This window comes from Nodosilinea sp. LEGE 07088 (assembly GCF_015207395.1).
Classification (GTDB): Bacteria; Cyanobacteriota; Cyanobacteriia; order Phormidesmidales; family Phormidesmidaceae; genus Nodosilinea.
Map to the genome: position 1 here is coordinate 1 of NZ_JADEWX010000010.1, position 24602 is coordinate 24602.

29 protein-coding genes and 1 pseudogene are annotated in these 24602 nt (G+C 53.7%); 9 read left to right on the plus strand and 21 right to left on the minus strand.

The genetic code is table 11. From position 1 onward, the window contains the following. Positions 1-196: 196 nt before the first annotated feature. Positions 197-1255 carry a hypothetical protein gene (locus tag IQ254_RS04250; protein ID WP_228040130.1) on the minus strand — a complete coding sequence of 353 codons (1059 nt, stop codon included), beginning with the start codon at positions 1253-1255 and terminating at the stop codon, positions 197-199. Further along, on the minus strand, positions 1252-2487 hold the full coding sequence (locus tag IQ254_RS04255; RefSeq protein WP_193964781.1) for a DUF559 domain-containing protein: 1236 nt from the start codon (positions 2485-2487) through the stop codon (positions 1252-1254). The genes IQ254_RS04250 and IQ254_RS04255 overlap by 4 nt, the downstream gene beginning before the upstream one ends. A gap of 561 nt (positions 2488-3048) precedes the next feature. Between IQ254_RS04255 and IQ254_RS04260 the strand changes: the two genes are divergently transcribed. The 4 genes from IQ254_RS04260 (at position 3049) to IQ254_RS04275 (ending at position 5515) form a co-directional block, all read left to right on the plus strand. Further along, positions 3049-3357, plus strand: a complete 309-nt coding sequence (locus IQ254_RS04260; protein WP_228040132.1) for a hypothetical protein — start codon at positions 3049-3051, stop codon at positions 3355-3357. Between the two features lie 93 nt (positions 3358-3450). After that, entirely contained in the window at positions 3451-4110 is a 660-nt protein-coding gene (locus IQ254_RS04265) for a Uma2 family endonuclease (RefSeq protein WP_193964785.1), read from the plus strand. A gap of 44 nt (positions 4111-4154) precedes the next feature. Further along, positions 4155-4772, plus strand: coding sequence for a hypothetical protein (locus tag IQ254_RS04270; protein WP_193964787.1), 618 nt, complete (start codon positions 4155-4157; stop codon positions 4770-4772). A 200-nt stretch (positions 4773-4972) separates the two neighbouring features. Beyond that, positions 4973-5515: a GNAT family N-acetyltransferase gene (locus IQ254_RS04275; RefSeq protein ID WP_228040133.1), complete on the plus strand. Its 543-nt coding sequence runs from the start codon at positions 4973-4975 to the stop codon at positions 5513-5515. 105 nt (positions 5516-5620) lie between these two features. On the opposite strand, the gene IQ254_RS04280 is transcribed toward IQ254_RS04275, so the two are convergent. The 8 genes and pseudogenes from IQ254_RS04280 to IQ254_RS04310 all read right to left on the minus strand — a co-directional run bounded on the left by IQ254_RS04280 (position 5621) and on the right by IQ254_RS04310 (position 10736). Beyond that, complete coding sequence (locus tag IQ254_RS04280) at positions 5621-6199, minus strand: NUDIX domain-containing protein (RefSeq protein WP_193964791.1); 579 nt, start codon at positions 6197-6199, stop codon at positions 5621-5623. A 183-nt stretch (positions 6200-6382) separates the two neighbouring features. After that, positions 6383-6595: pseudogene (locus tag IQ254_RS33445) on the minus strand (pyridoxal-phosphate dependent enzyme); the annotation flags it as partial. Positions 6596-6656: 61 nt separating this feature from the next. Further along, a complete protein-coding gene (locus IQ254_RS04290) occupies positions 6657-6800 on the minus strand; it encodes a hypothetical protein (RefSeq protein WP_193964793.1) in 144 nt (47 codons plus the stop codon). A gap of 475 nt (positions 6801-7275) precedes the next feature. Beyond that, the gene (gene cydB / locus IQ254_RS04295) at positions 7276-8289 is read right to left on the minus strand and encodes a cytochrome d ubiquinol oxidase subunit II (RefSeq protein WP_193964795.1); all 1014 of its coding nucleotides are present in this window, start codon (positions 8287-8289) and stop codon (positions 7276-7278) included. 15 nt (positions 8290-8304) lie between these two features. Further along, positions 8305-9747: a cytochrome ubiquinol oxidase subunit I gene (locus tag IQ254_RS04300; RefSeq protein ID WP_193964797.1), complete on the minus strand. Its 1443-nt coding sequence runs from the start codon at positions 9745-9747 to the stop codon at positions 8305-8307. 56 nt (positions 9748-9803) lie between these two features. Continuing rightward, a complete protein-coding gene (locus tag IQ254_RS33035) occupies positions 9804-10091 on the minus strand; it encodes a hypothetical protein (protein WP_228040134.1) in 288 nt (95 codons plus the stop codon). Next, the gene (locus IQ254_RS33040; RefSeq protein ID WP_228040136.1) at positions 10091-10258 is read right to left on the minus strand and encodes a hypothetical protein; all 168 of its coding nucleotides are present in this window, start codon (positions 10256-10258) and stop codon (positions 10091-10093) included. The genes IQ254_RS33035 and IQ254_RS33040 overlap by 1 nt, the downstream gene beginning before the upstream one ends. 118 nt (positions 10259-10376) lie before the next feature. Continuing rightward, the gene (locus tag IQ254_RS04310) at positions 10377-10736 is read right to left on the minus strand and encodes a helix-turn-helix transcriptional regulator (RefSeq protein WP_193964799.1); all 360 of its coding nucleotides are present in this window, start codon (positions 10734-10736) and stop codon (positions 10377-10379) included. A 128-nt stretch (positions 10737-10864) separates the two neighbouring features. Between IQ254_RS04310 and IQ254_RS04315 the strand changes: the two genes are divergently transcribed. The 4 genes from IQ254_RS04315 to IQ254_RS04330 are packed head-to-tail and all read left to right on the plus strand — an operon-like array spanning position 10865 to position 13230. Further along, positions 10865-11560 (plus strand): MBL fold metallo-hydrolase, encoded by a 696-nt coding sequence (locus IQ254_RS04315; protein ID WP_193964800.1) that lies wholly within the window; start codon positions 10865-10867, stop codon positions 11558-11560. A 56-nt stretch (positions 11561-11616) separates the two neighbouring features. Next, entirely contained in the window at positions 11617-12162 is a 546-nt protein-coding gene (locus tag IQ254_RS04320; RefSeq protein WP_193964801.1) for a rhodanese-like domain-containing protein, read from the plus strand. Continuing rightward, positions 12162-12998, plus strand: coding sequence for a sulfite exporter TauE/SafE family protein (locus IQ254_RS04325; RefSeq protein WP_193964802.1), 837 nt, complete (start codon positions 12162-12164; stop codon positions 12996-12998). The genes IQ254_RS04320 and IQ254_RS04325 overlap by 1 nt, the downstream gene beginning before the upstream one ends. A gap of 28 nt (positions 12999-13026) precedes the next feature. Next, positions 13027-13230 (plus strand): rhodanese-like domain-containing protein, encoded by a 204-nt coding sequence (locus tag IQ254_RS04330; protein ID WP_369011287.1) that lies wholly within the window; start codon positions 13027-13029, stop codon positions 13228-13230. Between the two features lie 47 nt (positions 13231-13277). Here IQ254_RS04330 and cysK read toward each other — a convergent pair whose 3' ends face one another. From cysK to IQ254_RS04345, 3 genes are read right to left on the minus strand one after another with little or no spacing between them, the layout of a single operon-like run. Then, entirely contained in the window at positions 13278-14234 is a 957-nt protein-coding gene (gene cysK / locus IQ254_RS04335) for a cysteine synthase A (RefSeq protein ID WP_193964803.1), read from the minus strand. A 6-nt stretch (positions 14235-14240) separates the two neighbouring features. Then, positions 14241-14477 (minus strand): hypothetical protein, encoded by a 237-nt coding sequence (locus IQ254_RS04340; protein ID WP_193964805.1) that lies wholly within the window; start codon positions 14475-14477, stop codon positions 14241-14243. Between the two features lie 4 nt (positions 14478-14481). After that, positions 14482-17202 (minus strand): cyclic nucleotide-binding domain-containing protein, encoded by a 2721-nt coding sequence (locus tag IQ254_RS04345; protein WP_193964807.1) that lies wholly within the window; start codon positions 17200-17202, stop codon positions 14482-14484. A 60-nt stretch (positions 17203-17262) separates the two neighbouring features. Here IQ254_RS04345 and IQ254_RS04350 point away from each other — a divergent pair, with 60 nt between their 5' ends. Next, positions 17263-17628: a carboxymuconolactone decarboxylase family protein gene (locus IQ254_RS04350; RefSeq protein WP_228040138.1), complete on the plus strand. Its 366-nt coding sequence runs from the start codon at positions 17263-17265 to the stop codon at positions 17626-17628. 22 nt (positions 17629-17650) lie between these two features. On the opposite strand, the gene IQ254_RS04355 is transcribed toward IQ254_RS04350, so the two are convergent. The 8 genes from IQ254_RS04355 to petJ all read right to left on the minus strand — a co-directional run bounded on the left by IQ254_RS04355 (position 17651) and on the right by petJ (position 24561). After that, on the minus strand, positions 17651-17995 hold the full coding sequence (locus IQ254_RS04355; RefSeq protein ID WP_193964809.1) for a hypothetical protein: 345 nt from the start codon (positions 17993-17995) through the stop codon (positions 17651-17653). Positions 17996-18040: 45 nt separating this feature from the next. Further along, a complete protein-coding gene (locus tag IQ254_RS04360; protein WP_193964932.1) occupies positions 18041-18535 on the minus strand; it encodes a DUF2202 domain-containing protein in 495 nt (164 codons plus the stop codon). Positions 18536-18716: 181 nt separating this feature from the next. Continuing rightward, positions 18717-19349 carry a 4Fe-4S single cluster domain-containing protein gene (locus IQ254_RS04365; RefSeq protein WP_193964811.1) on the minus strand — a complete coding sequence of 211 codons (633 nt, stop codon included), beginning with the start codon at positions 19347-19349 and terminating at the stop codon, positions 18717-18719. 19 nt (positions 19350-19368) lie between these two features. Beyond that, the gene (locus IQ254_RS04370) at positions 19369-20469 is read right to left on the minus strand and encodes a nitronate monooxygenase family protein (protein ID WP_193964812.1); all 1101 of its coding nucleotides are present in this window, start codon (positions 20467-20469) and stop codon (positions 19369-19371) included. Positions 20470-20496: 27 nt separating this feature from the next. Continuing rightward, positions 20497-21894 (minus strand): oxygen-independent coproporphyrinogen III oxidase, encoded by a 1398-nt coding sequence (gene hemN / locus IQ254_RS04375; protein ID WP_193964814.1) that lies wholly within the window; start codon positions 21892-21894, stop codon positions 20497-20499. 87 nt (positions 21895-21981) lie between these two features. After that, the gene (locus IQ254_RS04380) at positions 21982-22746 is read right to left on the minus strand and encodes a heme oxygenase (biliverdin-producing) (RefSeq protein WP_193964816.1); all 765 of its coding nucleotides are present in this window, start codon (positions 22744-22746) and stop codon (positions 21982-21984) included. Positions 22747-23054: 308 nt separating this feature from the next. Next, on the minus strand, positions 23055-24026 hold the full coding sequence (locus IQ254_RS04385) for an NAD(P)/FAD-dependent oxidoreductase (protein ID WP_193964942.1): 972 nt from the start codon (positions 24024-24026) through the stop codon (positions 23055-23057). Between the two features lie 193 nt (positions 24027-24219). Continuing rightward, positions 24220-24561, minus strand: coding sequence for a cytochrome c6 PetJ (gene petJ / locus IQ254_RS04390; RefSeq protein WP_193964819.1), 342 nt, complete (start codon positions 24559-24561; stop codon positions 24220-24222). Between the last annotated feature and the right edge of the window lie 41 nt (positions 24562-24602).

Consider the following 24602-nt stretch of genomic DNA (forward strand, 5'->3'; position numbering starts at 1 on the left):
AGTTATGGACCGACTGGGCACTCCAACTGATAGCGCTCAAACCCCATAAACATCGCTATTTTCAGCGTGGTCTCTATGCTCTATCCCTGATGCAGCAAGCTCTTTAGGTACGTTGTCACCCGTTAAGGAAAAACATCAAGCCCCTGGTGAGAACAAAAGGCGTCAAATCTCGGGTCAGTACTCATAGATATTGGCTTTAGTCAAGACGGATAAAGTGGAACGTACTGTTTAGATGATTAATTTCGGAGGCCGATACATCGTTGGCGTCCAGAGCATAGGCCAGGTCAGCCCGACTTAAATCGAGCCTTCGCTGCTGATTAGCGGTTACCAAACGCTGTTTGAAGTCTTCCAGGGTAAGCGTTAGGTCTGAGCGCTGTTGCTGTAAGGTTGCCCAGACCCGAGAGATAAATACTTTGGAATCTCCTAACCGGCCATCTTGAGTTGCTTTGGCTGCATTGAGAGTAAGCTCAGCGAACGCTTCATCGGATAGGGCAGCTATGGGGGCGCTATGGGAGGCATTAGTCTTTGGGGGTGGCAGCGCGGCGCTGGTCACAGCCTGACGCAAAATCGCGGTGCGCAGTTCATCGGGGGTGGTGCGCTTGGCCTGGGCGACCTTGGCCACCAGCTGCGACAGCGCCTTGTCCCAAGGCAGGGGTTTGGGAGCTTGAAGCAAATCATTCAGCAGTGCGGCCATGACGGTGCCCTGGTTAAACGCCTGCTGTTGCAGGTCGGGCATTTGGTTCTGGAGGTTTTCCGCAGTTTGGGGATTACACAGGCGCTGCCACAGTAAGACATTGCGAGCCTGGGTGAGGGTGCCGAAGGGGGCAATGGGAAGGTCAAAGCCCTGCTGGAGAATGGCCGCTCGCAGGCCGTCGGCCTCCGCTAACCGTCTACGGGTCTCGGTTGAAAGGGCGGGAAGGTTGAGGGCGTAGGCGATCCAGTCGGTATTCTTTAGGGTTTTCCACTGGAGTCGAGGGGGCAGGGTCTTGAGTCTGAGGCCGTCGAGGATGTGCTGACGCCCGCGACCGCTCAGTTGGTGGCGGGACGAGCTGACAGGCTGGGTGTAGTCTTGCTCGCTGAGGTTGGTGAGGGTGGTTTCGATTTGCTCTGTATAGGCGGTGTTCGATAGCTCGCTGCCAGCGATCGCCTTGAGGGCAGCTTTCAACTCGCTGATGGTCATACCCTTTGTATCGGCGAAGAGTAGGCGGCTCAAGAGCAGGTCTGATAGGGGAATGGGTTGCAGTGAAAGCATCATGCCTCCGAAGGGTGGGGGATTGCCGGGGGGCGGGTCGTGAGAGCTTGATCAACGGCATCGAGAATGCCTTCGAGGTCGCTGACCACATCTTCTGAGAGAAAGCGCAGGATCAGAAACCCCTGCTGCTGCAAAAGCCGATCTTTGCGGCGATCGCGGCGGTAGTTATCGAGGGACTGGAAGTGATAGTGGCCATCCAATTCGATCACAATTTTGGCCGCTGCGTCTAGAAAATCCACTTCCATTGGGCGACCGCCAAAGTCGATGTCTAACCGCGCATTCACCTGAAATCGCCCCATGGTCGTCGGTTTGGCCTCTAGATACTGAAACAAAAACCACTCCGCCTGACTGCGATAAACCTCAGCTGCCTCTGCTGTATCGGGCTGGTGAGCCTGATTAAGGAGAGTCAGTGCCGCATCCAATGCTTCTGGGGTAGTGCCGTGCGTTTCGGCCAGTTGAAGCAGGGGCTGAAGCTGCTCGTCGTCAAGGCCGTGATCGTTCAACCACTGCCTAATGTTGCCCGGTTCGGGAGAGGGGACATCGATTAGGCCACCGCGTAACATCGCCTTAGCTCTCGATTCGGGCAGCTCATTCAGTAAGCCTTGGCCCTGGGCTGCGGTTACCGCCAGGGCCACCGGAATCTGCGGCACCGCCTCTACCAACTGGGCGAGGGCGGGGAGGGCAGCCTTGCCCTGGTAATCCTCAGGCAGCAGCACCAATAGCCCCGGCACCACAGACGGCGGAAATAGCCGCGCTACAGCAGCAAAGCTTGCCAACACCGTAGACAAGTCCTCAGACGCTAAATGCTTGGTTTGTGGCTCTAGGCCTGGAGAGTCAGGGAGCCAGGTGAGGATGGCTCGGAGCTGATCGGCATCCTCTGAAAGGGGCGCTAGCTGCTGCCAAAACAGCTGACGCTGGTAGTCGCTGGTACTGGCTAAGAAGGCGGTCAATTCCGCTTCGGGGCGATGGGTCAGAGCGGCAAGGCTTTGCAGAATCCTTGATCGCAGGTCGTTGTGGTGGGTAATTGCGGTGAGCCAGGTTTCTAAGAGTGCTGCGATCGAGGTATAAGCCCCAACGCCAGTCGGTCGATGGGTTTGATCTGACCACAGGATCCACAACTGACGAGCGGCAATGACTTTTCCCCACAGAACAGACAGCGTCGGGATGGCCTGGTACCGCTGGGACTGGTGTAGGGATAACCGGGCGATCTCGGTTGATTGCTGCTCAAAGGTCAAAATTTAGAAACGCCGTTTCACTAAAGGCCGGATTTCCCTGAGCGCCAGTGGCCAATACTGGGGCAGCAAACCGCGTATAGCCATCACCCTTAGACGACTTGAGAGTACGTCCTAACCCGGCTGCCAATGGCTATGGTAGCCAAAATTTAAAGGGCTTCTCCTAAGGTAGCTCTGCTTAGCCAAAGCTCAATCGATGTGTGAAGGTATATTTTCAATTGTCCTTCCAACGGCAGCAATGAGAGGTTGCCGCTTACGATTCGACTCTGGTATCGGTTCTAGCGCCAGTACCGTCCTCAACCTTCACCAACGTGCAACGGGTTATCCCATCAGCGATTACTCAGCTGTGATGCAAGAGCGACACTCCCATCGCTTTCAAACGAACATCTCTCCATTGCTCTTGGGAGTAAGCAGGTGCTGGGTAGAGATGGATCAAACACAGTGGTGTGGTGAGGATGTCGTGGTCTCACCCTTGATCAAATGGAAAGAGCTACAAAAGCGTGACATAGAACGTCGGCTTGGGAAGCTGTGAATCACTTCATGTATGGCAAGGGTCTCAAGGCCATGAATTTAGCGTTACCCCAAACTTACCCCGATTTGGACATGGTTAAGAGTTCCTACGACCGCATCTCTGGTGTGCTGACGATCACCTACCAGATAGGGGCTTGTCCAACTGCCTTCAAGCTGCGCCACACCTGCCCACTGCTACAATTGACGCAAGCTTGCCTAAAACCTTTCGTCATGTCTTCTATGGATATTCGGCAACGAGCGATTTCCCTGATTGAGCATCTGCCTCAGAACAAGCTTGGAGGTCATGGTTCAGTTGTTAGAGGTCTTAGCGGAACTCGTTCATCAAGCGTCAATGCCGCCTGAGTACGATCGAGTGCCTCAACAACTCAGACGAGAGGTAGCTCAAAGAGCCCAGCACCTTGTTCGCTAGCCATATGATGATGGGGCCACCTGACCATGACTCAAGCAACGGTAACCACGGATCTCTATCCCGACTCCGATGGTCAGCCCATGGCTGATAACACGAAGCAATACCGTTGGATTGTGCGGTTGGTCAGCAATCTGAGAAACCTCTTACAAGGCCAAACGGCTTTTGTCGCAGGGGATTTACTCTGGTATCCGGTTCAGGTGGATGCTCCCCCCGTTCCCTCCCAGGCTCCCGATGCCATGGTGGTGCTGGGTCGTCCCGATGGTGACCGTAGTAGCTACAAGCAGTGGAAAGAGGACAACATCCCGCCCCAGGTGGTTTTTGAGATTATCTCTCCCAGTAACTCAGCCACTGAGATTTCTCAGAAGCAGGCGTTTTATGACCGGTACGGGGTGCTGGAAATGTTCTTTTACGACCCCGACAATTTTGAGTTTTGGGGGCTGACTCGACAGGCCCCAGATGAACGGCTCGTGCTACTCACCCGCCTCAATTTGCCCTGGACCTCCCCGGCGCTAGGGGTCACATTTGACATGTTTGAGGATGGCCTGGCGCTGTTCTATCCCAATGGCGAGCGCTTCAAAGACCCTGAGGAGCTATACCAGGAGCGGAACCAGACCCAGCGCAAATTAGATCGGGCTATGGAAAAATTACGGGAACTGGGTATCGACCCTAGCGAGTTGGAAGAATAGTTGGGGGTTACCATACTACTCGGTTCACAACGTCCTCACAGTTTATGAATGATGCCATCCTGGCTGAGCAACTGAGAAAAACGGGCAACCTGATGGACTTGCTCAATGACGAGGCTTGGGTTCGGGAAGCCGATGCCGATCACGCCAGTGAGGAAGGGACGGTTGAGGCGGGTCTGGGTCTACAGCCGTATGTGGAGTTACTCAAGAATGCTTCGCCAGAAGCTCTGCAGCGGCTGCGGTGGACTGTGCGAGTGCTATCCATTTTGTTACCGGAGCTGAAGGGGTGGTTAGAGTCGTGGCAGCTTGGGCGGAGTCTAGAATCTGTCTACATGGAGGCGCAAATATGCTTATATGGTCACCTGAGGCATCTCACCCCCGAGCAAACGGCCTGGATTGAGGCGCTGTTGGCAGAGGGAGAGCAGGTGTCACCCAACGAACAGAAGGTGGTTCGTGCTGAAGCAGTCTCTCTGCTCGCTCAGATTTTTACTTCAGAGGACTGGCAGACAATTGCGAATTTTGCCGATCAAACGATGAAGGCAGACAATTGCGAATTTTGCCGATCAAACGATGAAGAACGACATTCTACTTATGGGGCCAAGAGCGGCGGTTCCCACTGTCACTCTCTAAGCCTAGGTAATTCGCTATGGTTGAGAGTGGTATAGTGCTTTCCCATCCCACTCTAATGAGTGTGGTTCATTTTTCGAGATATTAGCAATTGCTCGATAGCTTACTTCATGGCAGCCTCAACGACTGCATCGGCGTGATTCGCGACAGCCAAATCCTCCACCCCCAGACTCACCGTCTAGCTCAAGTCGATGCCGCTATTTAGAACCTGATGTGTGTCATACCCTTTCAAGGAATAATGATGGAATTCAGACCTCATGAACCAAGTGATGCATCAGCGATAGAAGGTCTTTTTATTTCGGTATTCACCAGATCTGAAGGAGAAAAGGAAGGGGTTTTGATCGGCAATCTGGCAAATGACTTGATTTCGAGTACCGATAGTCAGGATTTATATGGATTTGTAGCTGTTGATAGGAAACAAATTGTTGGGGCTATATTCTTTAGTCGATTAACCTTCGAGAAAAGGGATATCGACGTATTTATCTTGGCTCCGGTTGCCGTCCACAGTGATCATCAAGGCATGGGCATCGGTCAGGCATTGATCACCCACGGTCTTCAGGAAATGCAGAAAAGCGGTGTCAGATTCGTGACCACCTATGGTGATCCAACCTTCTACTCCAAAGTTGGGTTCCAACCGCTTTCGCAGGATGTGATCGCAGCACCGCTTGAACTTTCGCAACCTGAGGGATGGCTGGGGCAATCACTCACAGATGATTCAATAGAGGCAGTACCTGGCCTCTGTTCATGCGTGCAGGCATTAGACAATCCAGCATATTGGTGACGAATGGAAGCAGTCTGAGCCCATGGCAGCAGATGCCGACGCATCAGAACACTACCACTCCTCTGTTTTTACGACAGAACCAACTAGCCCATCGACCGGCCATCCTCATAATTGCAATCCGTTCTCTAAGCAAGCGCGCCACTCTAAAAGAACGGCGCGACATTGCAAGCAAGTCAACTCGTCGAGTAATTGGCACACGCCAGTTACAGTCGCAGGATAGTTGATTGCCATCAATTCCGGCGACTTCGAGATGCCCTCCTCAAGGTAGGCGATAAACCCATAGAGTTTTTGGTTTGAGAAGGAGCTATTGACCGCCCACCCATCAGGGTTGAGGAGCGTAAGCTGAGCGATCGCGGTTGCCTCTAGGCCTAGCTCTCGGTGGAGAATCGCGATCGCAGCCTCCTCTGGCGTTTGCCCCGCCAAGCACCGCCCGCCGGGAAAATCTAGCGTCACCTGCCCTACCCCAGGCCGAAAGCTGGCGGGGGGTAGCAAAATGTGAGACTGGCCCAGGGGATCCCGTTGAATGGGCAACACAATAACGGAGTCGGCCTTCTCAATGCGCCAGTATTCTAGCTGTTGCCCCTGGGCATCTAGCCAGTGTTCGCCGATCAGCGTCATCCAGCGAGTGTGGAGTTCTAGAAAGCGGTCTTGAACCCGCCAGGGGGGTTGCGCATCAGGCGGCATGGCTATCCAAGGGTTAGGGCTAATGATTCAGAGCCACAGGCGGCACTGCTAGCGAATCGTCAGGATGCACCCCATGTCACATGGCCGGGCTGAGGTAGCGCTCCCCCCACTGGGTTGGATGATCACAATGCGTTGGTTGCGGTAGCGATCGCGCTGCCCCAGGTGTAGCCCAGCATAGACCGCCACGATGGTTGCAACCCCAGACTGAATCAAACCAGCCTCTTCCGCCTCCAGGATCATGCTGATGGCAATTCGGTCTTTCACCGACTTGGCTGGATTCATCCCCTCCAGTTTCAACACAATTTCTGCGCCACAGCCAAACTGCGGCGGCAATCGCTGCAGCTTGACTAAAGGGGTATGACCGACAACAGCGGTAATGTCACGATGAATCAGCATAGTCCAGAGATCCGTTGGCGGAGCATTACCTCAAAGAGACGGGTTCGGCAGAGAGTTAGGTCTAACTCAACGTGTGATCTAGAATTTCAAATTCTCCTAGAATGTCAATCGTAAAGCCAATAAACAGTACCGCGATCGCCGCAAAATAACTGACTGGCCACAGCAGATAGGCTATACCAAACAGTAGTGGAGCAAGCAGTACCATTGTTAAAAAGATCAAAATACACCTGGTATCCTTTGTCATCTCCACACCTCCTGATTTGGGTATTTCGACTGAAGGGAAAATCCCCTTCCTACCTTGATCCTAGAAGACTATCCCCCGAGGAGATAGCCCCAATTCATAAGAGTTGATAGAGCGTTACCAGGCATCAACTTTGGAGGAGCAGCTGGAAAAAGAACTCGGCCAACCCCACCATCAACCCAGATGGGGAAGATTGCTGATGGTGGGGTGCTGGGTAATGCGCAGTAGCGGATAGGGGCTAAAGATCAGCGCCGACAGAAGGGTAACCCCCTGAAGAAACCGCCAATTGGCTGTCAGGGTAAAGGGCAGATAGGCATAGATGACCGTGAGATAGGTCGGCTGAACAGGATCAAGGCAGCGGGCGATCGCAAAAATTCTGTGTCCTATTCTGACGTTCCCCGGCCTTCAGGAAGAAGGTCCGTTGTCCTGACCGCCTCTCCTATTCGCCGTAGGTGCTGCCCGCTACCTTGCCGCGAAACACAACGTAGTTATAGATGTTGTAGAACAGCATAATGGGAATTAGTACCCCAATAAAGGTGAGCATAAATACCAGGGCACTGGGGGCTGCTGCTGCCTGATAGATGGTAATTTGAGTGGGGATAATGTAGGGAAATACAATCAGCCCCAAGCCAATAAAGGTGAGCAAGAAAATCAAAATTGTCCAGATAAATGGCGTGGCTTCTTCTTCCCGATTCAGGCTGCGTAATAGCAGCCCAACCAGCACTACACCGAGTACCGGAATCACAGCAAAGATATAAACCAAAGGTGGGGTAAACAGACGATTTCTCGCTGCCTGATAAAAAATAGGCGTGGCAATGGTGATTAAAATTGCCCCGATTAGAGTTGTAATCGCGGCAATTTTAGCCGTACGGAAATGGGTCTTTTGCAGATCTCCTTCGGTCTTTAAAATTAGATAGGTAGACCCAATCAACACGTAGCCCTGAATCAGGGTCAGGGTCACCAGAAGCGATCGCCAGTCGAGCCAATCCCAGGTAGAGCCGATAAAGTGACCGGCCTCATCTACCGCAATCCCTTCAATCACGCTCCCCAGGGCAAAACCCTGGCCCAGAGCTGCGAGAAAACTGCCTGCCCCAAAGGCAAAATTCCAAAGCAGCTTGCGGGTGGAATGCTCCCGAAATTCAAAGGCCACCGCCCGAAAAATCAGCCCAAATATCATCATAAAAATGGGAATATACAGGGCGCTGAGGATGGTGCCATAGGCTAAAGGAAAGGCTCCAAACAAGGCTCCACCCATCAGCACCAGCCAGGTTTCATTGGCATCCCAAATATTGCCTAGACTGGTCATCAAAAGACTACGCCGCTCTTCGTCGGAGCTGGTTAGCGAGAGAATGCCTACTCCCAGGTCAAACCCATCGAGCATGACGTAAAGAAACAGGAATAGAGCCAGAATGACGAACCAAACCTGGGGCAAAAAATGTACTAATGCGTCCATATCAGTCACCTACTGCTACTGCTGGGCTTCGAGGGGACGTTGATCGGGCACGAAGGTAGCCGGTTCGGTCTCCAGCGCCGGTTGATTGTCAAGCCCTGGGATCGGTAGCTCTAGATTAGGACCATGGCGGATGATCCGGCTGCCAAAGTACAGGGTCGCGACAAACAGGATCGAGTACACCACTGCAAATAAGGTCAGCGATGTCAGTACATTACTGGCGGGAAGCTGGGATGCCGCGTCGGCGGTGCGAATTTGCCCATACAGGGTCCAAGGTTGCCGCCCCACGCAGCGGACAATCCAGCCGGATTCCACCGCGATGTAACCTAAGGGTGCAGCAAAAATCCAGGTGCGCAGTAGCCATTTTTGCTGGCCAATTTTTTCGGTAGAGAGGTTACCTAGCAGCCATTGCAGAATGCTCCACAGCATCAGCCCGGCCAAAAAGAAGCCAATGCCGCTCATGATGCGGAAAGAATAGTAGATCAACCCGACCATGCGGGGGCGATCGCTAGTGGGCCATTCCCGCAGCCCCAACACCGGCTCAGACAGATTTTTCTTAAATTCCAAAATGTAGCCCAACCCGTTGGGAATGGTAATTTCCCATTTATTCGTCTGGGTGGCTTCGTCAGGGATCGCCAGCAGACTCCAGTCAGCGGGTTGTCCGGCGGGGCTAGTCTCCCATTTGGCTTCCATGGCTGCGAGTTTGGTAGGCTGGTAGTGGGCCACCTGTTCGGCACTGAGGTGACCGATGTAAATTTGCAGCGGCGTAACGGCGACGGCGGCAGCCAATACAATTTTTAGCGATTGGCTAAAAAAGGCCTGCTGGCGGTTGTTGAGTATGTACCAGGCGCTGATGCCACCAATCACGAATAACGATGTTTCCAGGGTGGCAAAAAACATGTGCGAAACGCTCTTGACCATAAAAGGATTAGCGATCGCCTGAAAGTAGTCACTGACAATAAACTTGCCGTTGACCATCTCACCCCCTGTTGGGCTCTGCAACCAGGAATTCGCCACCAAAATCCAGAAGGTCGATAGGTTGGCCCCAAAGGCCACCATAATTGTCGCCAGGTAGTGAATCACCGGGTGTACCCGCCCCCAGCCAAACAACATAATGCCCAGAAACCCCGCCTCTAGCATGAAGGCCATGGCCCCTTCAAAGCCCAGAATACTGCCAAAGAAATCGCCTACAGCTTCTGAGAACGGGGCCCAATTGGTGCCAAACTGAAACTCCATTGGCAGCCCCGAGGCGACCCCAATGCCAAAGTTGAGCACGTAAAGCTTTGACCAGAAGCGGGCATGGCGGTAGTAATCAGGGTTGCGTGTTTTTAGCCACAGCCCTTCCACAATTACCAGGTAGATGGCCATGCCCGTCGTCAAAACAGGCCAGAGCATGTGAAAAATGGCCGTCAGTGCGAACTGCATGCGCGACAGCACCACACTATCTAGAGCAACATCCATGGATCAAATATTCCGCACCAGAAAAAGCTGATTTCATTGTACAACCATATTCTTTTTTAGTAATTTAATTTAATGAGTTTCCCTCTGTTGGCTTGCCATTCCCGTAAGACCAAGTGGCCTTGCAGGCACTGAAGAACTTCCAGCAATGGCTGCATGCCCGTTGCATCAGCAGGATAGGTGGCGGCAATTCGGACTGCCGGAACCATCGGCTCAGGTTTGAGATCAGCCACAAAGCCATAGAGCATTTGAAATGAGCCGTTGATCGCCCAGCCTTCCTGACTTAACGGCAGCAGCTGGTCGATCGCGGTTTGAGGCAGACCTAGTTCCCGCTGCAAAATGGCCACTACAGCTTGCTCAGGGTGCTGGTCAGCAGGGCACCGGCCCCCTGGAAATCCAGCGTCAGTTTTCCCATGCCGGGGCGGTAAGTGTGGGGCGGTAAGATGAGGCGCTGATTCTGAAGCGGCAAGATAATCACCGAATCCGCCTTTTCGACTCGCCAGTATTCCAGCACGGTCCCATGGGTGTCCTGGCGATGTTTGCCAATGAGAGTAAGCCACGGGTTCTGTAGACAGAAGCAGCAGCCATCGTTTTACCGGGGAGGGCTCAGTCGTCATGGTGCAGGCTGTGGGCTATTGGGGACTGACCGCTTTTGTCTGCTGCCAGGCCTCAAGCTGTTTTAGCTGCTCTGATTGTGCCGCCAAACGCTTAGCGAGGCGATCGCTCACCAACTCACACAAATCAAAAATGAAGGGCTCCGCAATTTCGTAATACACGCTGACGCCTTGGGGCGTCCGAGAGACCAGCCCCGCCTGGGCCAAAATTTTCAGATGCTTGGAAACATTAGCCTGCCCTAGCCCCGTTTCGGCAATAATCTCAGTCACACTTTTGGCCCCGGTTTTAAGCGTGCACAGCACCTGTAAGCGGCTGAGTTCAGATAAAACCTTGAAATAATCGGCAATGGGAGCCAAAACAGTGGGAGGTAATGCCATGGGAGGAATACAACGGTTTAACTATATTTTATTGTATCCTAAAATTTTATTATTATATGGTAATATAGTTGAAGTTTGACAAAGAAATTGCCTTGTTCTTGCACCCTGTCGCTATCGGTAAAGTGAATATGCTATTTCGCCAATTGTTTGACCCCGAAACCAGCACGTATACCTACTTAATCGCCGATCTAGAAACTAAGGGCGCGATCTTGGTTGACCCGGTGCTGGAGCAGGTGGAACGAGATCGCCAGCTATTGCACGAATTGGGCTTAACGCTGAACTACTGTCTGGAAACCCATATCCACGCTGACCATATCACCGGCACGGCCCAACTACGGGAGGCCACTGGCTGTGTTGGAATTGTGCCTGAAAAGGCCGAGGCGGCTTGTGCCAATCGGTTCATTGGTGACGGTGAGGTGTTACGGGTTGGCCGCGTGACGGTGGACGCGATCGCCACCCCTGGTCATACCGATAGCCACATGGCTTATTTGGTCAACGGCACCCACTTGTTGACGGGGGATGCGCTACTGATTCGCGGCTGTGGCCGCACCGATTTCCAGAGTGGTGATGCTGGGACTCTCTACGACGTCGTTACCAAACGGCTATTCACTCTGCCGGACAACACCCTGGTGTATCCGGGCCACGACTATAAGGGGCAGACCGTTTCGACGGTTGGGGAAGAGAAGCGGTGGAATCCTCGTTTCACTGGACGTAGTCGCGCCGAGTTCATGCAGTTCATGGACTCTCTGAACTTGCCTAACCCCAAAAAGATTATGGAGGCAGTACCTGCTAATGAACGCTGTGGGCAGATGGTGGCGGCCTAATCCGCCGAGTAAATGTCGAAGATAGAGTTTTTAATTTTCATAGGGAGACTTTCTACATGCAGGCTGCTCGCTTGAATCAGCTCCACACAATGGATGCTCAAACCCTGAATCAGGGGTTAGATCAACAGACCATCACGCTTATTGATGTGCGTGAGCCCGTCGAGTTTGCGGGAGAGCATATTCCTGGCGCGATGCTGGTGCCACTCTCTCGGTTTGATTTGCGCGAAATTCCCCAGTTCGGGGATACGCAACTGGTGTTGTATTGTCGTTCTGGCAATCGCTCGGCGATCGCTGCCCAAAAGCTCTTAGATGCTGGGTTTGAATCGGTTACTCACCTCTCCTGCGGATTGGCCTCCTGGAAAGAAGCGGGCTATTCAACCGTCGTCAATCGGAATGCGCCGATTAGTCTGATGCGTCAGGTGCAAATTGTTGCCGGGTCTTTGGTGTTCCTAGGGACGCTATTAGGGGCGTTTGTTTCCCCCTGGTTTTTAATGCTGAGTGGCTTTGTGGGAGTTGGGCTCGTGTTTGCTGGGGTGAGCGATACCTGCATGATGGGGATGCTGCTGGCCAAATTGCCCTATAACCAGCGGAGTCAGGGCTAATGCAATGGATTGTTGGCCTGGTGATGGCGGGGGGCATTGGTCTCAGTTTGGGCCTGATGGGTGGCGGCGGCTCAGTGTTGGCATTGCCCGTGTTGGTGTATGTCATGGGGGTGTCACCGAAGAGTGCGATCGCCATGACCCTGGTGATTGTCGGCACCGTCAGCCTGCTGGGGTTAATTCCCCACTGGCGGGCGGGTAATGTCAATCTCAAAACGGCGCTGGTGTTTGGCTCAGCCACGATGGTGGGCACCTTTACGGGAGCCAAGATCGCCACCCTACCAGTGGTCTCCGAAAGCTTCCAAATGCTGCTGTTTGCTGTGGTGATGCTGCTGGCGGCGGGATTTATGATTTACCGCAGTGCCCAAAATCCCCCCTCAGCCGACCCCCTAACCTTATATCCAAAACCGGTTTGTAAATATTGCTGGCTCTGGCTATTGAGTGAAGGGCTGGGCGTGGGTATTTTGACCGGACTGGTGGGGGTGGGGGGTGGTTTTGCCATTGTGCCAGCGTTAGTCTTGCTGGCCAAAGTGCCGATGAAACAGTCGATTGGCACATCTTTGCTGATTATTATGGCCAACTCGGTTACCGGCTTCCTGGGCTATTTGGGCCATGTAGAGCTGGACTGGCACCTGATGATATCCTTCATTTTTGTCGCTAGCCTAGGGACCATTCCAGGGGCGTATCTGGCTCAGTTTGTTCCGGCCCAGAAGCTGCAAAAGATCTTCGGTTATTTTCTACTGATGGTGGCCACGTTTGTGTTAGTGCAGAATCGGCAGAGTTTTCACCTTTCCCAACCCTCTGGGGAAAGAACGGTTCAAACAACGATTCAGCCATGAAAGGAAGCGAGTAAAGAAGGCCATTAGCTTGTTTACCGCTGGGCCTGTTGATGGGGCGGTGAATCTGCCGTTGTCTGAATTGCGCAATCGCCCACAGGCGTTGAACCCGGAGCAGAAAATCTGGGTCTATTGCCAGGTTGGGCAGCGAGCTTACTATGCCACCCGCGTTTTACGGTCAAACGGCTTTAACGCCTACAACCTCAGCGACGGATTTAAGACTATCAGGCCATGAGTTCAGTGTCTGACTGGCCGTGAGTTGTTCTGGCTAAGTTCTGTCCTTTATGTCGCATTGCTCACCAGCGGTACGGCCAGGTTGGCCCACATCGGCGTACTGAGATAGCGCTCACCGCCGCTGGCTTGAATAGCGACAATTAACTGATTTTGATGGATGGGGCGTTGAGCGACCTGAAACGCCGCTGACAGCACAGCTCCGGTTGAAATTCCGCTCAAGATCCCTTCTGTCTGAGCCAATTTTCGACCCAGTTCATAGGCGGTGTCGTCAGCAATGGTGATAATTTCGTCAATCAAATCCACCCGTAGGACATCAGGAACAAAACCGGCTCCGATACCCTGAATATCATGGCGTCCCGCTGATTGGCCACTGAGCACGGCACTGCTGGCGGGCTCGACCGCTATGATTTTGAGGTCAGGCTTTTGCTGTTTGAGATAGCGTCCGGCCCCCGTTAGGGTGCCTCCCGTGCCCACTCCCACCACCAGCACGTCCAGTTGCCCCTGGGTATCTTGCCAAATCTCGGGGCCAGTCGCCTCGTAATGGATTTTGGGATTAGCAGGATTACTAAACTGCTGCGGTGAAAAGGTATTGGGTACCGTCGCGAGAATTTCATTGGCGCGAGCGATCGCCCCAGCCATATCCAACGCGGCTGGGGTCAACATAATTTCTGCGCCATAGGCCCGGAAGATTTGCTGCCGCTCCTGGCTCATGTTGTCGGGCATGGTGAGAATGAGGCGATACCCTTTGGCGGCGCAGACCATCGCGAGTCCGATGCCGGTATTCCCAGAGGTGGCTTCCACGATGGTGGAGACTCCGGGCTGAATCAAGCCAGCTGCCTCGGCGGCCTCAATCATGCTGATGGCAATCCGATCTTTGACTGAAGCAGCGGGATTCATGCCCTCCAGCTTGAGGGCAATCGTCGCGACACAGCCAAATTCTCGGGGCAGTCGCTGCAATTTAATCAACGGCGTGCAGCCAATGGCTTGGGTAATTGAGTCGTACATTAGACATCACTCTCCATAGAGATCCTTCAAATAGACACCGATATTGCTGTCCAAATCGCGCCATGCCTCATCCAGCGATTCGTATTCATCCTGTCCTTCCCAGGGCATTCCCCCCCTATCGAGCGCTCTCACAAACGACGTCAAGGGGCCGTCTGGGGCATACCCGATTTCAATCCAGCCCTGATGTTCATCCACCCAACGGGCAATATGGGGATACTTTGCTGCAAATGACTGTTGTGACATGCCCTTACACCGATATGGGAGTAACCACCATCAGCTTAAAGAAGAAGAGGGTTAGCCCCACCATAAGGATGAGATGGGGAAGATTTTGGGCTAGAGGACGCCGGGTTGTCCGCAACAGCGGGTAAACGCTCAACAGCAAGCCTGCGATGAGGGTCACGCCCTGGAGAAAGGCGGCGACATCAGGACTCCACGTGAGCGTGGGAAGCCCTTGACCGCTAAAGCCAAAGGTGTGAGCCATGACGGGTAAAATTTGCCCGGCTTCGGTGATCGCGGCGGGAATGTAATGGGCCAGGTTAGCCGCCAAGGTAAAGGGCAAGTAGCCATAGACCGTCGTCAGATAATCTGGCATATCTCGATCTAGCCAGCGAGCCAGGGTATGGACAGCATAGGTCAGCAGGGCGGGCGCACCCAAGAGCACGGTCACCACCGGCAGGCCAATCGCTAAATGGGCCGCATCCACCGGCAGCGGCCCCAGCCCCAGCCAGTCTAAAATCTGCTGGTCGTGGTGCATAAAAACACCGCCAAACAGCAGCAGTAAGAGGGCGGCTTCGGCCCCAAAGGCTTGATGATTCTCCAACAGATCGGACGCGGGAAAGCGGACATTGACCTGTACTGATCGGTGAGGACAGGCTTTGAGGCAGGTCATGCACAGCACACAGTCGCGGTTATCTTTGAGCTGGGCCGGATGGGAATAGAGCGGACAGCCATGGGTGGCCTGACCTTCTGTGGGCAAGGCGTTGGCAAGGGTGACGGGGGTGGCGGGGCTGCCCTTGTAGCAACCAAACGTATGACATTGACTGCCACACACCTGTTGCGTGGAGCGCACCTCAACGATCGCCAGCTTGGCGAACATGCCATTCATCCCGCCGATGGGGCAGAGATAGCGGCACCAAAGGCGGCGCTCATAAATAAGGCTACCCATCACCGCTCCGGCCGCAATAACAATTAGCAACCAGGCGGAAAGATAGGCGGTATGGGGAAGATCCCAGAGATGTTCCCAGAGGTAAATCAGCCCAAACCCGACAAATAGAACCCAGGCTCCCCAGCGATTCAGCCATTTCGTGGGCCAGGGTAACAATTCACGGGGCCAAATCCAGAGGGAGACTTTTCGCAACCACTCCCCCGTGATCATAAACGGGCAGACGCTACACCAAAGCCTTCCTACTAAAGGGAATAGCAGCAGATAGAACGGCCACCACCAGGCCCAGAAAAAGTTGAGGGTCATGCTGGCGTCGCGCGTCTGAGGCCCGACCAACCCCATGACGGTGACGGGAATAAACACCAGCATCATGACCAACCAGAATCGCTCTGGCCACCATTGGCTCAGCAAAAACTGACGCATCCAGGGAAATTGGGTGAGTAAATCGATGCGAAACGCATTTTTGGCCGATTGCACTGACCACAGGACTTGCTCTGGAATGAGCCTCTGATCGGGGGGCGTCATGGTGACCGCCCGCTTGAGAATGCCCGCCAACTCACTCAGGTTACCGGGATAGGCATAGCTGATCAGCCGCCGGACATCGCTCTGGTCGAGTTGCAGGGGGGCGCGATCCTGTTCTTGGCAAAATTTTGCGAGAAAGTGTTGCGCAAAATCAGGGATGTCGTCTTTGCGTTGAGACAGATTAAAGAGCTTAATCGTCTGGGTTTTAGCCTCTACCAGCGTCAGTTTTTGGGGACTGGCTAGCATCAGCCGCACCCACGATTTGACGGCGGGCGGCGGGGTATCAACGAGCTGGAGCTCGGCTGATGGGGCGGGGTTGCGGGTAAAGGTGCCCGTTTTGAGATAGGCGGTCAGGCGATCGCGATCGCGACGGGTCAGCAGATGGGCGTTATCGATTAACAACGTGCCGCGCTCCAGCAGTTCGAGGACACCCGGTGCGCCGTCTTCACACCCAAAAAGCGCCTCGGGTTGTACCACGCCAGCGGCATCTCGCGGCAGTTGCACACAGTCCAGTTCGGCAAACGGCTGATTGCTCACACCAGACTGGCTGTGAATGTAACCCGCCCAAAACGTTTTGCCCGTCCCCGAACCGGCCTGAAACACGATCGCCTCTAGGGTAGTCACCGCTGTTTCCACCTGTTGAGCGAGCTTACGCCCCGCTTTACTCTGACCCATTAGCGGCGGCTCGCCCGCAAGGGGACGCAGGTAGCGCTGGAGTCCTTGGGTGCGGATTTGTTCCCAGGCAATCCGCTGGGCAAACTGGGCCACATCTTGAGCCAGCAGGCGATTAATGGGTGTTTGAATATCCGGATTCTGAAGAATCAGGCGTTCCAGGTCGTCCCGCCGGAGAAACCAAATTTCACTGCTGGTCAGCGCGATCGCACTCGCCTGATACGGGGTGGTGGCTGTGGCGGCGACCAGCGGCACATAGCCAAATAAGTCACCTGCACTGCGATAGCAGATGTGGGTGCGGCCTACAGGTGACTGACGATAAATTTCAACGCTGCCCCATTTCAATAAATAAAGCCCGATCGCGGCTTGTTCCTGGTGATAAATATCAGTGCCAGGTGCCACTGTTAGCCGGTGTAGAGAAGCCGCGATCGCCACTAGGCTCTCGTCTGGCAGCACCCCCCAGATCCGATGGAAGCTCAGCCAGTCACTGCGCTCTTTGAGGGTTTTAGGTTCAGCGAGGGCCGTTGCGGGCAGCTCACGGCCTAAGGGCGTGGATGAGAGTGGAGCAGCCGCCAATAGTGGATCAGAAGGGCTGATTGAATCGGACGTCATACCGTAAAGTCCCCTCTAGAATTGAGGGTGTGCTAATCGCAATTTACTGACAAAGCTGCCATGTCTCAAGCAAATTCCCCCTTCCCTTCCTATTCTGATCAAATCACCCACATCAAGCGCTACACAGGTCAGTTGGCCAAAGAACTGCCTGATGTCATGAAGGCGTTTTATGGACTCAGTCGTAGCTCATCAACGCCGGGGGCACTGGATACCAAAACCAAGGAACTAATCGCGCTGGCGATTGGGGTGGCCACCCACTGCGACGGTTGCATTGCCTTTCACACTCGGGCGGCGCTGCAAGCGGGAGCCTCGCGGGAGGAAATCGTCGAAACGCTAGGCGTGACCGTCATGATGGGGGGTGGTCCGTCGCTGATGTATGCGGCTCATGTGATGGAGGCGATCGAGGAGTTTGAGCAGCAGGGTTAACAGCGCGAGTTGCCCTAGAGCATTAGCCCAGTTCACCGATGAGCTGGGTCAGGCGATCTAGGGTGGCGGAGATGCGATCGCGCGACGTATTCTCCAACCCCATCGCCACCAGCAACAGCCCCAACTCCAGGGCATCCTCTACATTGAACATCAGCTCTAGCGCCTCAGCCGCAGCGAGCACTCCCGGCAAGGTTTGCGGGTCTTGAACGGTCAGATCAACAGATATTGAGGCAGGATTGACCGCTTCTTGCCCTGGTATGGCGCTGAGCTTGGTCACTTTGTCGCCCTGAACATGCAGACTGGTCGCATTGCTCACGACCGTAATATTCACCGTTTTCAAGGGTCGGGTAATTACTTTAACAGACATGGTCTTACTCCTATTTGAGTCAACATCTAAGGTAAAAGTCTCTTTCTAGCGATGGCCGCGATGGGCCGATCCCCGTCCGCCGCCCGCCAGACGCCGGGCACAGTGTTCAAACGCGGGTTTGTGGCGATTTTGAGAAACGTCGCGCAGTTGGCTAAAGGTGTCGCGCAGGTCTGGTTCGGTAACAAATTCGAGAAACTCATCGTACATTTGGACATTAGCGACTTCAGAGGCGATCGCCATCTCGCAAGCCGTGGCCAATGTGCCGGGAGCCTCAACCTGACCGGCGTAGGGGTCGGCGGGAATCGGTAAGCCGTACTGAGTAAAGAGAGTTTGCCAGCGCCGAGCGTGACGATCTTCTGCCTGAACAATGTTGCTAAAAGGTCTGACCTCTCCGAACTTCTCGATGACCACCGTATAAAAGGCTCTGGCTTTGTATTCGTCGTCAAGAGCCGCGAGCATCGCCTGCTGGGTGCGCTCATCGGGCCGGAAACGGGGCGCTACGGGTACGATCGGGATGGCACGTTGCTGGCTATTGGACATTGGCAAAAATCCATCGCCAGGATTAAAGTCAGAACTGCCTGACGGCCCGCGCCGAACGCGGCGACGATGGTGATGGTGATGTTTCATGGTGGAGTTCTCCAAGGTTAAATTTCTAAAAAGGAGTTCGTGAGGGTTAATGGTCGCTCTCGTTCGAACGTCTGCTGCCATGTTTTTTCGATCATCAATCAGATAAATGTAGGTGTCCCTGATAGCCCGTCACAATACGACCGCCATCTTTGAGGATGTGTACTTCTATTTGATCACTGGCCCAGGTAATCCGATCTTTGAGGGCGGGGTTAAAGATATGTACTCGCTGATTTTTAGAAGACACCGGCGACGTCGGCTCATGAATGGCCAGCGATTCCACATAGGGGCCATCGACTAAGATGTCTAACTGAGTCAACAAGTGTTGTGAGCCGACCGGAGCAGAGGGGCTTTGAAGTTGCTCTAGTGTGAAGCCAGTAAATGACATCACCGTGAGGCCCTGAGCTTTGACCCGGCGAGCAACCTCGGCCAAAGCAGACGCCTGCCAGAACGGTTCGCCGCCCGAAAAGGTCACCCCGGTATTGCCAGGGTCGCCCGTAATCCGAGCGACCAGATCATCAATCGATACAATCTGATTGGGTTCAAAAGACCAGGATGCGGTGTTAAAACAGCCTGGACAGGCCCGCAAACAGCCCTGCACCCACAGCACGGCGCGTGCGCCCGGCCCATTCACCTCAGAGCGATCCACATAGCCCATGATGTTGAGATGATGGGGCGGAATTTTAGCCAAAGCTTCAGTGACCTCGGCAGGGGGATTAAAAGATGCCATCGTGGTTTCCTCGCCTCCTTTACTCAGCACCGGTTAATTCAGCCATCAGTTCAGCGACCGGGAGAATTTTCTCTGCTCGACCGGCATGGCTACCGGCAAAAATCAGCCCCGTTTCCACATCCCCCTGAGCCGCACGATCGAGGGCGCGGAGAATGCAGTAGGTGTCTCGACTATCCCGAAACTTACAGACCTTTAAGCAATTCACTAAACAAGGTTCCTGGAAGTTCGATAGGGCTCCTGCCGCAACTTTTTCGACAAAGGGATTTCGCAAGGCTCGACCTGGCAATCCCACTGGGCTCGACACAATGACGACATCTTCAGAGGTGGCCTGGAGGTGAAAGTCTTTATAACGGCGATCGGCATCACACTCCTCAGTCGTGATGAACCGGGTGCCGATTTGGACGCCGCTGGCCCCCAGCGCGATCGCCCGGTCAATGTCGGCCCGATCCCAAATGCCTCCCGCCGCGATCAGGGGAATATCTTCCTGAAGTTCGTCGCGCAGGTAAGCAATCAGTTCGGGAATTACCTGGTCAGCCTCAAAGTGAGGGGAGTCTAAATCCTGCGCCTTAGCGCCCAAATGCCCCCCCGCAGAATTAGGATTTTCGACCACAATGGCATCCGGCAAGCGCCCTTGACGCTGCCATTTCTGACAAATAATCTTTGCCGTGCGAGCACTGGAGACGATTGGCAGCAGGGCAACCGTGGGGGCATCAGCGGTATATTCCGGCAGCTTTAGGGGCAACCCCGCCCCCGAAATCACAAGATTGGCTCCGTGTTGCGCAGCGGTTTTGACCAGAACCTCATAACCGTGAGCGGCCACCATCACATTCACCCCAATGATGCCGTGGGGGCTGAGGGCACGAGCGGTTTGTAATTCGTCAATCAGGGCGAGGCGATTGGCTTCCAGGAAGGTGTCGTGGCGCTTTTTGGGGCTGGGCTCATGGGGGTCGAAGTAAGCTGAGCGCATCCCCAACCCCATGGCGGAGATGATGCCAATGCCCCCCGCATTGGCGACGGCTGCGGCCAGCTTGGCTCCAGAAATCCGGATGCCCATGCCCCCTTGAATGATGGGATGTCGGGTGGTGTATTGACCAATATTTAGTGTCGAAAGGGGTGTCATAGCGTTGGCTTTGAAATTGAATGCAGGTTAGACCGATTGAGAAAACTGGCGTTTTTGGGGCTGGCGCAGATAGGTGTCAAAGACCGCCGCCACGTTGCGAATCAGCAAGCGCCCTGCCGGAGTGACTTCGATGTGGTTGGGGGTGAGGCGCACCAGACCATCGGCTTCCAGATTTTTCAAAGCCTGCCGTTCGGAGGCAAAGTAGTCGTCGAAATCCTGGTCAAAACTGAGGTGATATTTGGCCTCGATCACCGCTTTGGATAGTTCAAACTGGCACATCAGCTCCATAATCACGGCTCGCCGCAGAATGTCGTCACGGCTGAGGGTGACGCCTCGCGCCACGGGCAGTTGATGGGCCGCGATCGCCCGATAAAAGTCCGGTAACCGCTTGTGATTCTGGACGTAAACATCGTGCAGCATACTGATAGCCGTCATGCCAAAGGCCAGCAGGTCAGACTCGGGTTGGGTAGTATAGCCCTGGAAGTTGCGATGGAGTTGTCCGGCTTTTTGCGCCAGGGTGAGTTCATCCTCAGGTTTGGCAAAGTGATCCATGCCGATAAATTGGTAGCCGTGGGTGGTGAGTTCATCCATGCTCAGGTGGAAAATGTTGAGTTTTTCCGCTGGGGTGGGGAGTTGAGTGGGGTCAATATGCTGCCGTTGAATGGGCTTGAGCCAGGGCACATAGGCAAAGTTAAACAGGGCGATGCGGTCTGGATCGAGCGCGATAGTTTTGCGGATGGTCTCGCGAAAAGTCGCTGCGGTCTGGTAAGGCAACCCGTAAATCAGATCCACATTGATGCTGTCAAAGCCCGCTTCTCGCATCCAGGCCATACCCTGAAATAGCATTTCCTCGGGTTGAATGCGGTTAATAGCCCTCTGCACCTGGGGGTCAAAGTCTTGAATGCCAAAGCTCATGCGATTAAAGCCGATCTGTTTTAGCCCCAACACATAGTCGCGAGTGAGCTGGCGGGGATTGACCTCAATGGAAATTTCGGCCTCTGCGGAAAACTGGAAATGCTGGACTAGCGCTGTCCACAGGCGTTCTACCTGCTCTAGGGTGAGATAGTTGGGCGTGCCGCCGCCCCAGTGCATCTGGTTCACGACGCGCCCCTGGGTGAGGGTCGCCACTTGCTCAATATTCTGAATGAGAGCGTTGAGGTAGGGCTCTGATGCCTCGTGGTGCTGAGTGATGATGGTGTTGCAGCCACAAAAGTAGCAAGCAGTTTCACAAAAAGGAATATGGCAATACAGGGAGAGCGGCGTTTGCTGGTAGTTACCGATCGCGATCGCTGCCTCCAAATCCGCCACCCGGAACCCGTCCGTGAGTTCTGTGGCGGGGGGATAGCTGGTGTATCGGGGTAGCGGCTGGTTGTATTTGTTGAGCAAAGCCGCATCAAACGTCGGTATTGAAGTCAGGGTTGTCATACAGCAATCGTCAATTGGGGAGCAAAAAAGGGGACGTCCGAGGGTTACCGTCCCCATCGTTCAGAGGAATCGAAAATCAAGAACTTTCTACGAAGCGGCTGATTCCGCCGCCACCAGTTCTACGGAAGTCTGACCCGGTGCCCGTTCCGTACTGCCGGGTTTGTCTTGCCGGGTAATCAAATCAAATACATGCTCGCCAATGGCCGCTCTGACATCGGGTTCCAGTTCATGAAAGATATCGCGGTTGAGGGCAAAGGCCAGATTAGCCTCCGCGACGATGGCCTGAATGTGCTCGTCCCTAACGGGCAGTGAATTGAGGGCATCCCGATATCGCTGCTTACACTGGCGGCGGGCTTCCACCGTGGGCAGTTGATCAAACTCATGGAGGCCGGTGCCTTGATCGGGCGGGAGATCCAGCGCCGACCGGGCAATGTGACGCAAGCTCTGGCCACCGGAGAGGTCACCCATATACCGCACATAGGCATGGGCCACCAGCAGCATCGGGTTAGTCTGAGATATTTCCTGCAGACGAGCCACATAGTTGCGCCCTGCTAGGGAAATTGCAATGCGATCGCGCCAGTGGTCACCGTAGTAGAAGTGCAGATCGGCTTCTAACTTGGGGGTGCGCTCCAATTCCGGAAAAAGCATCGGGCTCACCACGGGATGGTGTCGATGGCGCGCCATCTCGGCTTCCAACGTGCGGTAAACGTAATAGAGATCGGCCGTGAGCTTACGAAAGGGCTCTCTTTCCACAATGCCCTTGAGAAAGCATTTCATGAAAGCTGTATTTTCAGCCAGCGTGTGAGACTGCTGGGTGCCTTCCCGCAGGCACGTTGCTAATGCTTGAGTCATGGGAAATACCTCGAATATCGATGAATTGGTGAGCGATGACCTGCTCAAGAAACCAGAACCGTGAATGGGCACTCAAAGTCCCTGGCAATTTAAGGGGCAGCGATACCTGAGGTTGATCGCTTAACGGCCCTGAGCAAAGCGCTTAACAGAATCCTTCATCACTCTTTGTATAACTATATAGCTATTTAGCGAGTTATTTTCGACGTTGCCCAAAATTTACAGTCGTCTGGCAATTAAGGACTGGCCGTCAGTCTGGATTCAGCTCAGGTGAAAACAGTGAGCGTCAGAATTGCTAAGGAGGTAGCGATTCATGACCATTGCGATCGCAGCTGTTGGCGCTGATTAATGTATTTGTCTACGGACAAAGCCGCTGTGCAGCCCTCAGCTGCGGCAATTACGACCTGCCGAATCTCTTTGCAGATCACATCCCCAATGGCATAAACGCCCTCTATAGAGGTGGACATATCCGCTTGGTTCACTTTAATGCACCCCTTCGGTGTGATATCGATTTGCTGACCCAGAAAATCTACGATGGGCATGTTTCCATGCAGATAGACAAATACTCCGTCCACATCCATCAATTCTTGACTGCCAGCAGCATTCAGGGTGGTGACACCCTCAACGAATTCGTTGCCAACAATACCCACTAAATGCTTCGGGTTCATGACTTCTACCGTAGGGATACGATGAACCCTTTCTATTTGTTCGGCTGACGGTGCTCTACCCTTCAGAAAGAGATAAATCTTGCTAGCGTATTTGGCAATGATCTCTAGCTCGGCAAAGACATCTGGCGGTTCCCCAATGACGGCGACGGGTTTACCTTTATAAAAAGCAGCGTCACAAATTCCACAATAACTGACGCCTTTGCCAATAAATTCAGCTTCTCCCTTGAGTCGGGGCTTATGCCCCATCGAACCCGTCGCGATAATGACAGCTTTACTTTTGTAGATTTTGTCAGCTGCTATCACTTCTTTGGGTTCTTTCGCGAAATTAACGCCAAATACCTGGGCTTGAATAATTTGTGCGCCAAAGCTTTCAGCTTGTTGGTGAAAAAGAGATAACAACTCCTTCCCTGAGATTGCCTGCGGTACGCCAGGATAATTTTCCATCTTGTGGGTCATGCTCAGAGCCCCTGCCGTAGAACTTTTGTCTAAAACGACTGTCTTAAGATTCGCTCGGGCAGCATAAATGGCGGCACTAAGTCCTGCGGGTCCTCCACCGATGATCACAACGTCATAGACTTCATCGGATTCTGTATCGAAGGAGAAATCTGACATCATTGAGCCCTCCTGAATGGGTTGGCAATCGTCAAAATAAACGTTTGACCATTCGTAGGCCAAGGAACCGCCGCCAAAGCCGTGTAGCAAGACTACTGTTTCTACATTGCAGCGACCAACCTGACCGTCGCGGCTGACCGAGGTTGACGAGAATCAACTCCTGCCGCCATCGGTTTAGACTCGAAAGACGAGTGGTTTATGGTTTCCATCCTTGCGCAGCTTGCTTTAATACATAAGCTGCAACATCTTCGGCATCCTGATTGGTCAACTTTCCTTGAAACATCGGCATGGCATTCTTACCTTGTTTTACTTGTGCCGTAATTGCGTCAACTGAATCCATTCCATAGGTTTCAAGAACCTCTTTTTTTAGAGTTTTGTTTGGCATAACGACATTAAGCCCGCCTTGATGACAAGCTGCACAATTCGCTTCAAACACTTTTTCGCCATTCTGGAGATCGGCGGCTAAGGCTCCTACGGGATGAAAGATGAGCCCTAGAACACATAAAATCCCGAAAGCTATCAAGAACAGTTTCTGCATGTCAAACTCCACATTGGTGTTCAAGAGATATGGCAGCTTTG